The organism is uncultured Enterococcus sp., from assembly GCF_913775425.1.
Taxonomy (GTDB): domain Bacteria; phylum Bacillota; class Bacilli; order Lactobacillales; family Enterococcaceae; genus Enterococcus_G.
This window is the reverse complement of record NZ_CAJYIS010000020.1, coordinates 1-14008: the sequence shown is the minus strand read 5'-3', so window position 1 is coordinate 14008 and position 14008 is coordinate 1. Positions and strand designations below refer to the sequence as shown.

Sequence of the window (14008 nt, the reverse complement as noted above, 5' to 3'; positions counted from 1 at the left end):
TATTCTCCTCCATTCACTCAAAAATCATTCGAGCGCAGCTGCACCACCAACAATTTCGGTAATTTCTTGTGTAATGGCACCTTGACGTGCTCGATTGTATGAGATCGTTAAATCATCAATAATATTTTTCGCATTATCTGTAGCAGTTTTCATCGCAGTCATCCCAGCAGCATGTTCTGCTGTTTTCGCATCCACGATGGCACCATAGATTAGGCTTTCTGCATATTGTGGCAATAGTTGCGCCAAGATCTCTTCACGTGACGGTTCAAAAATATACTCTTGTTCGTACGTTTTCGCTTCACTAGGATCAAGATCGACGATCGGCAACATTTTTTCCACCCGAAATTGGCTCGTCAACGAATTGATATGATGGTTATAACATACATATAACTCATCAAATACGCCACTTTGATACATCGATGTCGCCGTATTGACGATTTTTCGAACTTCTTCAAAACTTGGCTGATCAGATAGATTACGCAGTTCATAAGCTAATGTAATGCCTCGTGTCTTGAAAAAGTCAGCACCTGTAGCCCCGATGGAGATCATAACGTACTCATCTGGTGATGTATGGTCTTCATTGATCATCGTCAGCATTTGTTTTAATATCGAACTATTGTAGCCACCTACTAATCCGCCATCTGAAGTGATCACGATATACCCAGTCTTTTTTACTGGACGGCTGATTAGCATACTGCCGTAATTGATGCCCACAGAAGAAGCAGGAACAGTTGCTAAGTCAGTCAACTGTTGTGCTGCTAAGTGGGTTACGATCTCTCTTACTTTTGATGCATAGATTTGAAATTTTCTCGAATGTGCTTCTGACTTGGTTAACTTCGCCGCAGAGACCATTTGCATCGCATTGGTAATTTGGCTCGTTTTTTTCGTTGAAGCGATTCGTTGTTTAATTTCATTTAAAGACGCACCCATCCTTATTCACCTCTTCTTTGCTTGTTACGCTTTCGTTAATGATGCAAGGAATAATTCTTTGCAGCCATTGATTGCTTGATCAAGAATTTTTTCTTCAGGTAAATCTTTTGTAGTGCGAATCGTTTCAAAGATTTCTGGTGCATTATTTTGAATGTAGTCAAACAATTGCGATTCAAAATGTAAGATTTCTTCCACCGGAATACTATCGATAAATCCGTGCGTTAAGGCATATAAGATCACTACTTGTTTTTCAACTGGTAACGGCTCATGTAATTTTTGTTTTAAAATTTCGACAGTACGTCGTCCACGATTTAATTTTGCTTGTGTCGCTGCATCCAAGTCAGAACCAAATTGTGTAAATGCTTCTAATTCACGATAACTCGCTAGGTCTAGACGCAAAGTACCGGCTACTTTTTTCATGGCCTTAATTTGAGCTGAACCACCTACACGAGATACAGAAAGTCCAGCAGCTACTGCAGGACGGATCCCTGAATAGAATAAATCACTTTCTAAAAAGATCTGACCATCTGTAATCGAAATGACGTTCGTTGGGATATAAGCTGAGATATCACCAGCTTGCGTTTCAACAAACGGCAAGGCCGTCATCGACCCACCACCAAGTTCGTCACTCAATTTTGCAGCACGTTCTAATAAACGAGAATGCAAGTAGAACACATCACCTGGATAAGCCTCACGACCTGGAGGACGTCTTAATAGTAAAGACAATTCACGGTATGCGACCGCTTGTTTAGATAAATCATCATATACGATCAACACATGCTTGCCGTTATACATAAATTCTTCACCCATTGCAGCTCCGGCATATGGTGCGATGTAGAGCATTGGTGCTGGTTGTGAAGCTCCGGCTGATACAACGATTGTATAGTCTAATGCGCCGTAACGTCGCAACGTTTCAACTTGTGCACGCACCGTTGAATCTTTTTGTCCGATAGCTACGTAGATACAAATCATATCCTGACCTTTTTGATTGATGATCGCATCGATCGCAATCGAGGTTTTCCCAGTTTTACGGTCACCGATAACAAGTTCACGTTGACCACGACCGATCGGTACTAATGCATCGATGGCTTTTAATCCAGTTTGCATCGGTTCATCTACAGATTTACGTTGCATAACACCAGGAGCTGCCGCCTCAACTGGACGTGTACGCGTAGTTTTAATATCACCTAAACCGTCAATTGGTTGTCCTAATGAATTGACGACACGACCAATCAAAGCGTCTCCTACTGGTACTTCCATGATTTTTCCAGTACGTTTTACTTTATCGCCTTCTCGAATCGATTCGAAATCACCTAAAATGATAATTCCGACATCATTTGACTCTAAATTTTGTGCCATACCAAATGAACCATTCGCAAACTCTAGTAATTCACCGCTCATAGCATTTTCCAATCCATGCGCACGTGCGATTCCATCTCCGACATACGTTACCGTTCCTACTTCTTCAACGGAAAGTTCATGATGATAATTTTTGATTTGTTCTTTAATCAAGGCACTAATTTCTTCTGCTTTAATCGACATTTAGTTCACCTCTCATCAATTATCTACTCTGATAATCTCATTCGTAATTCTTCTAAGCGACTCTTTACACTACCGTCCACAACTTGATGATTGGCTTCAACCACAACACCACCAATAATCGATGGATCAAGTTTTTCTGTAAGTTGAGCCTTTTGATATCCTAATAAAGGCGCAACTTGCGCTTCGATCGCGGATTTTTGTTGGGCTGTCAATTCAACGGCGGTTGTGACTGTACCAATAATCAATCCTTGTTTATCGTCAAAGCGTCGTTCATATTCTTTGATAATCAATAAGAGATCATCCATCCGATTGTATTCAAATACAACCGCTAAAAAGTTTTGGATCAATGGATCAAATGAGGGTGTCAATGCGCTTAAAATGGCTTGTTTCTCAGTCATTTCTAAACGGACATCACTTAAAATCTCTCCAAGATCAGTAACTTCAGTGAACACTTGACGCAGTACGAGTAATTGTTCATAAACCGCTTGTTCTTGATGCACTTCTGTCGCCAATTCAAAAAGTGCCTTAGCATAGCGTTTACCAACTGTAGCTTTATCGAGTTTCATTTGTAGATCCTAATGTATCAATGTATGTTTCAATCAATGCTTCATGCGCATCTTTAGTGAGTTCTTTGCGTAAGATTTGTTCAGCAATTTGCAATGAAATCGCTGCGACATCCTCTTTAACGGCTTGATACGCTGCATCTTTTTCAATGGCGATATCCGATTGCGCTTTTGTTTTCAAACGAGATGCTTCGTCTTTTGCATCTTCTACAATCGTTTGGCGAGTCATCTCTCCATTGTCTTTTGCTTGTTGAATGATCGTCGCTGCTTCAGCACGAGAGTTCAACAACTGAGCTTCCCGTTCTTGTTCTAGAGCAGCGGCTTTTAGTCTTGATTGTTCTGCAGAGTCGATATCATTTGCGATTTTGTCTTCACGTTGTTTCAACATTTCACTTACTGAACCCCAAGCAAAGTGTTTTAGCAACAAGAGCAAAATCAACATCGCGCCACTTACGACAATAATATTGCCCCAAGTCGTGTTTTGGACTTCTGCTACTACCAATTGATTAAGCATCGCGCAACTTCCTTTCGTCGTTTCTCGTTTTAGTTTAGGCTATTTTTTATTGACCAAAAACTAAAATAAAGGCAATTACGACCCCTAAAATCGGCACCGCTTCAACTAAACCAACTCCGATAAACATTGTTGAACGCAATTGACCTGACATTTCTGGTTGACGTGCCATTGATTCGATTGTTTTTGAAATTACCATCCCATTACCTACTCCAGCTCCGATAGCTGCTCCAATAATGATTAAACCCGCTGCGATAAAATTCATGTGTATTTCCTCCTAAGTGTGTTTTAATGTTCTGCTTCGATTTTGTGACTGAGATAAACCATTGATAGTGTAACAAAAACATAAGCTTGGATTGCTCCAATAAATAATGAAAAGGCGATCCAGATCATTTCTAATGGTAATGCGATCGGTAACGACCACCATCCTAAGCTAATGAACATATTCGCAAGCAAGCCTAATAGCACTTCTCCTGCGAAAATATTTCCATATAACCGTAGACCCAAGGTAATAATATTGGTAAATTCTTCGATCAATTTGATTGGCAGCAAGAATCCAACCGGTTTTAAATACGAATTTACTAGATATCCCTTAAACCCAAATTGCTTCACTCCAAAGAAATGCGTCATCGCGATCACCATTAACGCTAGCGTCAATGTAACTGCAGGATTAGCAGTTGGTGATTTCCATAACGTGAGTTCATTTCTTAAAATGATCCGTGTCACTAGTCCAATCTCATTGGCTACAAATACAAATAAAAACAACGTAACCGCGATTAAGTGATACGATTTCACTTCTTTGCTTGGCAAATTATCTGCCACGACTTTACGAACAAAATCAATGACCCATTCAATAAAGTTTTGTTTACCAGTAGGCTTCAATTTCAAGTTCCTTGTGCAGACGAACACAATCAAAAAGACAATTAAACACGACAATAATGTCATCAATAGCACAGTCCCATCAAACCAAATCGGCCCAATATGAAACAATAGAGATTGTTCTTCCAAAACAGCTCACCTCTTTTCAACCAAAACCCCAAAAATGATTTTGTGATTTTTCAATCATTCTAAACAACAACGGTATCATACCACCACTAATGCAAAAATTCAAAGTGTTTTCTTCATTTTTTCAAACAAAATCGTGAATTTGAAAAAAAACGAGCTTCATTACATTTGTAAGCGACATCATACCGTTTTTGTCATACTTGCTTATGTCTAATGCTATCAGAATCGACAGTAAATTCAAAGCAAGTTTTATTGATTTTCGTCAATTTTTTTAATAATTTTTCAACGCTCGACTAATTTGACGATCTTGGTCTTTGCGTTTTAATGTTTCGCGTTTATCATACTCGCGTTTTCCTTTGGCAATCCCAATCAAAACTTTCGCATACCCGTCTTTGATATAGACTTTTAAAGGGACTACGGTGATTCCGGCATTTTTGGTTTCACCAAACAACTTTTGGATTTGTTTTTTATGCAAAAGCAATTTTCGAGTACGTAAAGGATCATGGTTGAATAAATTCCCTTGTTCATAAGGACTGATATGCACGTTGTACAAAAAGGCTTCCCCATTTCGTACACGTACAAATCCATCTTTTAAATTGATTCGACTATTGCGAATCGATTTGATCTCGGTTCCTTGCAAGACGATACCCGCTTCCATCGTATCTAAAATGCTATAATCATGCCGTGCTTTTTTATTTTGAGCAATTAAACGGCCTTCTCCTTTTGGCATAGAGCTACTCCTTTACTTTTTTTTAGGACCTTTCTTTTTCTTTACACCTTTATAAAACGGTTTTTTCTTTCCTTTTTTCGACATTTTCTTTTCTTTAAATCCATTTTTTCCTCCCGCGCGTTGCACCTTTTCTTTAACGGCAGAAGAAGCTTTTCTCTTTTGACGTGATCCACTCTCAATCGGTAACGTTTCGACTTCCTCTGAAGAAAGGAGTTCAAAATCAATCTCACGCGTTTCTGGGTCAGACTTGGTTACGCGGATCAAGACTTTTTGACCGATTTTAAATGTTCGACCTGTACGTTCACCAACTAAAGCGAGATGTGTTTCCACAAAATGATAATAATCGTCTTTTAAAGCATTGATATGGATCAATCCTTCAACTGTATTCGGTAATTCAACAAAGAATCCAAATTTAACGACGGAGCCAATGATTCCTTCAAATTCTTCGCCAACATGATCGGCCATAAATTCGGCTTTCTTCAGCGCATCGACTTCACGTTCTGTTTCGACTGCTCGACGTTCCATTTGTGAACTGTGTAAAGCGATATCTGGCAATTGTTCTTCCCATTTTTTTTGCGTTTTTTCGCTGCGATCTGCTAGATACGTACGGATCAAACGATGTACGATCAAATCAGGATAACGACGGATCGGAGAAGTAAAGTGTGTATAATAATCCGCAGCTAAGCCGTAATGTCCTAGATTTTCTTCTGCGTATTTTGCTTGTTGCATGCTTCTTAACAATACTGTACTGATAACTGGTGCTTCTGGGCGCCCTTCAACTTCTTTTAAAACAGTTTGTAATGCTTTTGGCGTAATCGATCCATTTGTTTGCTTCACCAAAATTCCTAACGCTGCTGCAAAATCAAAGAATCGTTTTAATTTTTCTTCTTTTGGATCTTCATGGATTCGATAAATAAATGGCAACTGCTGAGTAGCAAAATGTTTTGCGACTGTTTCATTCGCAGCCAACATAAAGGATTCGATCATTTTCTCACCGACACCACGTGTACGCACACGAATGTCTAAAGGATGCCCATTTTCATCTACAACAACTTGAGCCTCACGATCTTCAAACGAAACCGCTCCTCTATTTTGGCGCATCGTATCCAATAACGCATGTAAATCTGCCATCTCTTCAAACATTGGAACTAGTTTTTCATAGCGCTGACGTGTTTCTTGATCTTGTTCTTCAATAATTTGATTGATTGCCGTATAAGTCATACGTTCTGTTGTTTGAATGATGCTTGGGAAAATATCGTATTTTATAATCGAACCTTGTGCATCGATCTCCATTTCACAACTCATCGCTAAACGTGGTACGCGAGGATTTAGTGAACAAATCCCATTAGATAAGCGTTGTGGTAACATCGGAATCACACGATCGGTCAAGTAGACACTTGTTCCACGCTCAAATGCTTCACGATCTAGTGGCGATTGTTCCGTCACATAATAGGATACATCGGCAATATGAACTCCTAAAAAATAGTGCCCGTTCGCCAACTTTTTGACAGTGACCGCATCGTCCAAGTCTTTTGCATCTTCCCCATCAATCGTGACTAACAATTGATCTCTTAAGTCTCGACGATCTTTAAAATCATTAGGATCAATCGTATCACTCACTGCATCAGCTTGCGCGATCACATCATCTGGAAATGCCATTGGGATCCCATGTGCTGCGATTACAGATACAATATCCATTCCTGGATCATTTTTATGACCTAGTGTTTGAATCACAAGTCCTTCTGCACTTTTGGCATATCCTTTTTCAGGATAATGTGTCAAAGTTACTTTCACGATAGCACCATCTACCGGTCTTATCCCTTCTGCGGATACAAATACTTTGACACCATTAATCTTTTTATCTTTAGGCGTCACGTAACCATAGAGATCGGTATCTTTGATTTCTGCTTCGTCAAATAAATGAAATTCGCCTACCACTTCTTGAGCCGCGCGCTCACGAATCTCGACAACTTTGCCTTCTGCTCCCTTGTCACTACCTGGTTGCGCTACCTTTGTGATATCGATCGCCACTATGTCGCCATCCATCGCATATCCCGTTGCTTCTTGCGGAATGTATACATCTGCTTCATCCTCTGAGATACTCACAAAACCAAAACCACGTTCGTTGCCACGAAATGTCCCTTCCACTAAAAAGAGCGGTTGTGGCAATTGGATATTGCCTTTTTTATTAAGCATAATCGACCCTTCACGCTCCATTACAGCGATCGTTTGCACTAGTGTTTTAAATTCTGCACTTTTTTCTAAACCTAACCCTTTTGCTAAAGCTTCCATCGTGATACTTTTTTTCTCTTGTTGCGTAAGATACGCTAAAATATTTTCTTTAATTGTTTGTTTCATACTACTCCTCATTCCAAGAAAGTGTTTGTAAAAATGCCACAACATCTTGTTCAAACTGCTTTCTTTCTGGTCCTACCGTAACAACATGTCCGCTGTTTGGGTACCAGTTTAATGTAAATTTTTTATCTTTGACCTGTTGAATCGTATTGAATACTGATTCAGCAGGAATCATTTCATCTTGCGCTGCTTGGACAAATAAAATCGGCTGCGTAATCTTTGCTAATTCATCATACGTCATTTGACTATGTTCTTGAATTCCAGCTAATTGTGTAGCTACTTTTTTCGGTACCGTTTCTAGTTCACGTGCCTTTTCATCTGGACTTAAGTCAGTAAATGTATCTAATACCATATTTGCATACCATAAAAAGCTAGTTGGGACATTTGTTTCTACTGGTGTGATCGGCGAACAAAATGAGCCTCCCCCAATGATTTGTGGAATCTGTTGTTCTAATAATCGCATGGCATACATACCGCCCAATGATAATCCAAAGACGGCGATTTGATCATACCCTTTATCCACTAGTAACGTAACAGCAGCTTTTGCTTCTTCAAACCATTGATTAGGACGGGCAGCTAAAATATCATGTGGATCAACCGTTCCATGTCCTGTAAACATTGGTGTGTATACGGTATAGTGTTCTTGTTCTAATTTACGGGCAAGCATTCGGACATCATTTGGACTTCCTGAATAGGCATGAAACAAGATGACCGCTTTCTTACTTTGCTCGCTAAATATTGGCTTTGGTGTAACAAATTTCTTCTTCACTTTTATTAAACTCCTTTAACTTCCTAAATCTAGAAAAAAAACCTCCCATTTCTGAGAGGCAAAGTTACTATTTTGATGATAAAAATGACAAAAGAAATAGTAAGATAATCCATACAGCTCCTAAGATGGCTGTTGAACGTTGCATCACGGCTTCAAATCCGCGGGCCTTTTGTTTCCCAAACAGTTGGTCAGCACCACCTGTAAAGGCACTTGCTGCGCTATTTTGTTTACTTGGTTGCATCATAATTGTGATCACGATAACGAATGATAAAATAATGACTACCGCTAAAAGAAAATCATACATGTAAAACTTGCCTCCTCTTCAATCAAAAGTCTCTCAAAGTTACTCTATCATACTTAAGGCCAAGTTTCCACTAATATCAAATGAAAGTTTTATCTTTTCCAAACATCTTGATACTTTTCATCTTTTTCGAATTTCGCTTTCACATACGGGCAAATCGGTACGATCTTAATGCCTTCACTACGGGCAAAGTCGACTGCACGGTCGACTAATTGGGCTGCTAATCCTTTTCCTTGATGTGCTGTGTCTACACCAGTATGGTTGATGACCATGGCACCATCCTCTTTAGCCCAAGTAATTTCACCGATTTCTTGTTTTCCTTCAACAATAACGATGCGATTTGCTTCATTTACAAATTCCATTTACTTTTCCTCCTTGATGTTCACTATTGTTACTATTGCCATTGATAACCAAGTTCTTCTAGTACAGAAAGTCTGACTAGGTGCGAATACACCTCACACGTAACAATGGCTGTTCGTTCATTAAATTTAATAATAATTCCTGTAATTTCTTCACCTTGAATATTATTGCATGCTACTGTATCTCCAATTCCAATCATCATAAAGTCCGCCCCCAACATAATGTTTGTTTCTTATACATTATAGTAGTACGTCTGCTTTTTTTTGGAAAGTATAACGCTAGTCATGAAATGAATTTCTCAAAATTTCATCAAAAAAAGCGCTAAACCTTGTCAAAACAAGATCTAGCGCTCCAATTCACATTATATTAATGCTTATTTGTTTTTTAAGTTGTAGAAAGCTTGTAAGCCTTTGTACTCCGCAACTTCACCTAATTGGTCTTCGATACGTAATAATTGGTTGTATTTTGCAATACGGTCAGTACGTGATAAAGAACCAGTTTTGATTTGGCCAGCGTTTGTTGCAACAGCGATATCAGAGATTGTAGAATCTTCTGTTTCACCAGAACGGTGAGATACTACTGCAGTGTATCCAGCTTCTTTAGCCATTTCGATTGCTTCAAATGTTTCAGTTAACGTACCGATTTGGTTCACTTTGATTAAGATTGAGTTCCCAATTCCTTGAGCAATCCCTTTAGATAAGATTTCAGTGTTTGTAACGAATAAATCGTCACCTACTAATTGAACTTTGTCGCCTAAACGTTCAGTTAATAGTTTCCATCCATCCCAGTCATTTTCATCCATACCGTCTTCGATAGTGATGATTGGGTATTTGTTTACTAATTCTTCTAGGTAATCTACTTGCTCAGCAGCAGTACGTTTCGCACCAGTTTCACCTTCGAATTTAGCATAGTTGTATACGCCGTCTTCGTAGAATTCTGAAGATGCACAGTCAAACCCTAGGTATACATCTTTACCTGGTTCTAAACCAGCAGCTTTGATTGCAGCTAAGATTGTTTCTACGCCGTCTTCTGTTCCTTCAAAACGTGGAGCAAATCCACCTTCGTCACCTACAGAAGTTTCTAAACCACGGTCGTGTAAGATTGCTTTTAATGCGTGGAATACTTCAGTACCCCAACGTAAAGCTTCTTTGAATGTTGGTGCGCCAACTGGTAAGATCATGAACTCTTGGAATGCGATTGGAGCATCTGAGTGAGATCCACCATTGATGATGTTCATCATTGGAGTTGGTAATAATTTAGTGTTGAATCCGCCTAAGTAGTGGTATAAAGGCACTTCTAAGTAATCAGCAGCTGCACGAGCAACAGCGATAGAAACACCAAGAATAGCGTTTGCGCCTAATTTACCTTTGTTTGGAGTACCGTCTAAAGCGATCATTGCTTTATCGATAGCCATTTGGTCACGTACATCATAACCAATGATAGCTTCAGCAATCACGTTGTTTACGTTATCTACTGCTTTTGTAACACCTTTTCCGCCGTAACGAGCTTTGTCGCCGTCACGTAATTCAACTGCTTCGTGCTCACCAGTTGAAGCTCCTGAAGGAACCATTCCGCGTCCGAAAGCGCCTGATTCAGTGTATACTTCTACTTCGATTGTTGGGTTACCGCGTGAGTCTAAGACTTCGCGTGCGTAAACATCAGTAATAATTGACATGTTTTGTCTCTCCTTTGAGTTGTGTAATTAATAAGGGGATTCCCTTTAATACTCTTCTATTGTAATGAACTTTTGCTCATACTGCAAATAAAAACTGAAAATGAAAGCGAATTATTTCACTGCATCTAATAATGCTAAGAAAGAATCAGCTTGTAAGCTTGCGCCACCGACTAATGCGCCATCAACGTTTTCTTTTGCCATGTATTCCGCAATGTTTTCAGGTTTCACAGAACCGCCGTATTGGATACGTACCGCTTCAGAAACTTCTTTACCATATAATTTTTCAACGGTTTGACGCACAACGCCACAGATTGTATCTGCAATTGTTGCATCGGCTGATTTACCAGTTCCGATTGCCCAGATTGGTTCGTAAGCGATCACCATTGCGCTAACTTGTTCAGCTGTTAAGCCTTCTAAACCAGCAGTGATTTGCGTTTCGATCCATTCTGCTGTTTGGTTTGCTTCATACGTTTCTAAAGACTCACCACAGCAAAGGATTGGTGTCATGTTGTTTGCAAAAATCGCTTTTGCTTTTTTGTTGATTTCTTGATCTGTTTCGTGGAAATACTCACGACGTTCAGAATGTCCGATAATCACATAATCTACGCCTAGGTCAGCAAGAGCTGCAGGTGAAGTTTCACCAGTGAATGCTCCTTCGTTTTCCCAGTAGCAGTTTTGAGCTGCAATTTTTAATTCTGTTCCTTTAGCTTCAGTCACTAAAGTTTCTAAGAATAATGCAGGTGCTCCGATTACAGAATCCACTGCATCGTTTGATGGAATGGCATTTTTTACCGCTTCAGCAAAAGCTTTTGCTTCAGAAGCTGTTTTGTTCATTTTCCAGTTTCCGGCAATGATTGGTTTACGCATAGATAACTCTCCTTTAATGATCTCGACTTATTTGTCGTTGATTGCTGCTAATCCTGGTAATGTTTTTCCTTCAAGCAATTCTAAACTTGCTCCACCACCTGTAGAGATGTGAGTAAATTTATCTGCAAAACCTAATTGTTCCGCAGCTGCTGCAGAATCACCACCACCGATGATTGTTGTTGCGTCTTTTAATTCCGCAATTGCTTTACATACGCCGATCGTACCTTCAGCAAATTTAGATAATTCAAATACTCCCATTGGTCCGTTCCAGATTACTGTTTTCGCACCTTGTAATTCTTCAGTAAATAATTTCACTGTTTTTGGTCCGATATCTAATCCTTCAAGGTTAGCAGGGATATTTTTTTCGTGAATTTCAATGTGTGCATCATTTGAAAAGTCATCGGCACATACTGTATCGACTGGTAAAATGATTTTTCCATTTGCTTTTTCTAATAAAGATTTCGCAAGATCCACTTTGTCTAATTCACAAATAGACATTCCAACTTCGTATCCTAAAGCTTTGTAGAATGTATACGTCATTCCACCACCGATTAAAATTTTATCTGCAGTGTCAATTAAGTTTTCGATTACGCCAATTTTATCAGAAACTTTCGCTCCACCTAAAATCGCAACCATTGGATGTTCTGGATGTTCCACAACGCCACCAACAAAATTGATTTCTTTTTCCATTACGAAACCTGCAGCAGTTGGAATACCTGTAGAAGCAATTCCGACGTTTGACGCATGCGCACGGTGAGCAGTACCGAATGCATCATTGACAAATACATCACCTAAAGAAGCCCAATATTTTCCTAATTCAGGATCATTTTTGCTTTCTTTTTTGCCATCGATATCTTCAAAACGAGTGTTTTCAAATAATAAAACATCGCCGTCTTTTAAATCGTTGATCGCTGCTTCTAATTTTTCACCGCGTGTTTGATCTACAAAAGTAACATCTTTGCCTAATAATTCAGATAAACGAGTCGCCACTGGAGCTAAAGATTTACCTTCTTTATCTTCTTCAGTTTTTACGCGTCCTAAATGAGAGAATAAAATCGCTTTTCCACCATGATCAATCACGTATTGGATTGTTGGTAATGCTGCTTTGATACGAGTATCGTCAGTGATTTGACCGTCTTTTAACGGCACGTTGAAGTCCACACGTACTAAAACCTTTTTATCTTTCAACTCTAAATCTTGAACTGTCATTTTTGCCATTGAAATTGCCTCCTAGCGCATAATAGTTAACGGATAAATTCCTAAAAAAAAGCGGAGAAGCGCGTCGCTTCCCCGCTTATAACTTGCAAATTAGAATCTACTAAGAAGTGAATCTTATAAATTAGCGAAGTATTCTAAAGTACGTACTAATTGTGCAGTGTATGACATTTCGTTATCGTACCAAGCAACAGTTTTCACTAATTGTTGATCACCCACAGTCATTACACGAGTTTGAGTTGCATCAAATAATGAACCATAAGTAATACCTACGATATCAGAAGATACGATTTCATCAGTTGTGTAACCAAAAGATTCAGTCGCAGCTTTTTCCATAGCAGCATTTACTTCGTCAACTGTAACTTTTTTGTCAAGTACAGTAACTAATTCAGTTAATGAACCAGTCGCAACTGGTACACGTTGAGCAGCTCCATCTAATTTTCCGTTCAATTCTGGGATTACTAAGCCGATTGCTTTAGCAGCACCAGTTGAGTTAGGAACGATGTTTGCAGCAGCAGCGCGTGCACGACGGAAGTCACCTTTAGGATGAGGTCCATCAAGAGTCATTTGGTCACCTGTGTAAGCATGGATAGTTGTCATTAATCCTTCAACAACACCAAAATCGTCGTTTAACGCTTTAGCCATAGGTGCTAAACAGTTAGTTGTACAAGAAGCACCAGAGATAACTGTTTCTTTACCTGTTAAAGTTTCGTGGTTTACGTTGTAAACGATTGTTGGTACATCGTCTCCACCAGGAGCAGAGATAACAACACGTTTCGCACCAGCTTTTAAGTGTAATTCAGCTTTTTCTTTAGAAGTAAAGAAACCAGTACATTCTAAAACGATGTCTACACCTAGTTCGCCCCAAGGTAATTCTTCAGGGTTGCGGTTAGCTAAGATTTTTACTTCTTTTCCGTTTACGTTGAAAGAATCTTCGTGAACTTCAACTGTTCCGTTGAAACGTCCTTGAGTTGTATCGTATTTTAACAAGTGAGCTAACATTTTAGCATCTGTTAAGTCATTGATTGCAACTACTTCGATTCCTGAAACCTCTTGGATACGACGGAATGCTAAGCGTCCGATACGTCCAAATCCATTAATACCTACTTTAACTGTCATTTAAGATTTCCTCCTTATGAAAATCATAAAAAATTTATTTTAAAGGGTTACCCCTTTTAAAATCTC

16 protein-coding genes are annotated in these 14008 nt (G+C 39.2%); all 16 read right to left on the bottom strand.

Features of this window, described 5'->3' with window-relative positions:
- Positions 1 to 24 precede the first annotated feature (24 nt).
- The 16 genes from QZ413_RS02170 to gap all read right to left on the bottom strand — a co-directional run bounded on the left by QZ413_RS02170 (position 25) and on the right by gap (position 13942).
- Complete coding sequence (locus QZ413_RS02170; RefSeq protein WP_297075816.1) at positions 25 to 930, bottom strand: F0F1 ATP synthase subunit gamma; 906 nt, start codon at positions 928 to 930, stop codon at positions 25 to 27.
- A gap of 24 nt (positions 931 to 954) precedes the next feature.
- The gene (gene atpA / locus QZ413_RS02165; protein ID WP_297075814.1) at positions 955 to 2472 is read right to left on the bottom strand and encodes a F0F1 ATP synthase subunit alpha; all 1518 of its coding nucleotides are present in this window, start codon (positions 2470 to 2472) and stop codon (positions 955 to 957) included.
- Between the two features lie 23 nt (positions 2473 to 2495).
- A complete protein-coding gene (locus QZ413_RS02160; RefSeq protein ID WP_297075812.1) occupies positions 2496 to 3038 on the bottom strand; it encodes a F0F1 ATP synthase subunit delta in 543 nt (180 codons plus the stop codon).
- The gene (gene atpF, locus QZ413_RS02155) at positions 3025 to 3549 is read right to left on the bottom strand and encodes a F0F1 ATP synthase subunit B (protein WP_297075809.1); all 525 of its coding nucleotides are present in this window, start codon (positions 3547 to 3549) and stop codon (positions 3025 to 3027) included. Before atpF ends, QZ413_RS02160 begins: the two co-directional genes overlap by 14 nt.
- A gap of 46 nt (positions 3550 to 3595) precedes the next feature.
- On the bottom strand, positions 3596 to 3811 hold the full coding sequence (gene atpE, locus QZ413_RS02150; protein WP_016185790.1) for an ATP synthase F0 subunit C: 216 nt from the start codon (positions 3809 to 3811) through the stop codon (positions 3596 to 3598).
- Positions 3812 to 3834: 23 nt separating this feature from the next.
- Positions 3835 to 4554 (bottom strand): F0F1 ATP synthase subunit A, encoded by a 720-nt coding sequence (gene atpB / locus QZ413_RS02145; RefSeq protein WP_297075806.1) that lies wholly within the window; start codon positions 4552 to 4554, stop codon positions 3835 to 3837.
- Positions 4555 to 4822: 268 nt separating this feature from the next.
- Positions 4823 to 5281 (bottom strand): SsrA-binding protein SmpB, encoded by a 459-nt coding sequence (gene smpB / locus QZ413_RS02140; RefSeq protein WP_297075803.1) that lies wholly within the window; start codon positions 5279 to 5281, stop codon positions 4823 to 4825.
- Positions 5282 to 5293: 12 nt separating this feature from the next.
- Positions 5294 to 7639 (bottom strand): ribonuclease R, encoded by a 2346-nt coding sequence (gene rnr, locus QZ413_RS02135; protein ID WP_297075800.1) that lies wholly within the window; start codon positions 7637 to 7639, stop codon positions 5294 to 5296.
- A 1-nt stretch (position 7640) separates the two neighbouring features.
- The gene (locus tag QZ413_RS02130) at positions 7641 to 8405 is read right to left on the bottom strand and encodes a carboxylesterase (protein ID WP_297075795.1); all 765 of its coding nucleotides are present in this window, start codon (positions 8403 to 8405) and stop codon (positions 7641 to 7643) included.
- 67 nt (positions 8406 to 8472) lie between these two features.
- Positions 8473 to 8709: a preprotein translocase subunit SecG gene (gene secG / locus QZ413_RS02125; protein WP_016185795.1), complete on the bottom strand. Its 237-nt coding sequence runs from the start codon at positions 8707 to 8709 to the stop codon at positions 8473 to 8475.
- An 89-nt stretch (positions 8710 to 8798) separates the two neighbouring features.
- A complete protein-coding gene (locus QZ413_RS02120; RefSeq protein ID WP_297075788.1) occupies positions 8799 to 9068 on the bottom strand; it encodes a GNAT family N-acetyltransferase in 270 nt (89 codons plus the stop codon).
- A gap of 32 nt (positions 9069 to 9100) precedes the next feature.
- On the bottom strand, positions 9101 to 9268 hold the full coding sequence (locus QZ413_RS02115) for a hypothetical protein (RefSeq protein ID WP_297075784.1): 168 nt from the start codon (positions 9266 to 9268) through the stop codon (positions 9101 to 9103).
- Positions 9269 to 9439: 171 nt separating this feature from the next.
- Complete coding sequence (eno, locus tag QZ413_RS02110) at positions 9440 to 10741, bottom strand: surface-displayed alpha-enolase (protein ID WP_297075783.1); 1302 nt, start codon at positions 10739 to 10741, stop codon at positions 9440 to 9442.
- 111 nt (positions 10742 to 10852) lie between these two features.
- A complete protein-coding gene (gene tpiA / locus QZ413_RS02105; RefSeq protein ID WP_297075781.1) occupies positions 10853 to 11608 on the bottom strand; it encodes a triose-phosphate isomerase in 756 nt (251 codons plus the stop codon).
- Positions 11609 to 11635: 27 nt separating this feature from the next.
- Positions 11636 to 12826 (bottom strand): phosphoglycerate kinase, encoded by a 1191-nt coding sequence (gene pgk, locus QZ413_RS02100; protein WP_297075778.1) that lies wholly within the window; start codon positions 12824 to 12826, stop codon positions 11636 to 11638.
- Positions 12827 to 12940: 114 nt separating this feature from the next.
- The gene (gap, locus tag QZ413_RS02095) at positions 12941 to 13942 is read right to left on the bottom strand and encodes a type I glyceraldehyde-3-phosphate dehydrogenase (RefSeq protein WP_297075776.1); all 1002 of its coding nucleotides are present in this window, start codon (positions 13940 to 13942) and stop codon (positions 12941 to 12943) included.
- Positions 13943 to 14008 lie beyond the last annotated feature (66 nt).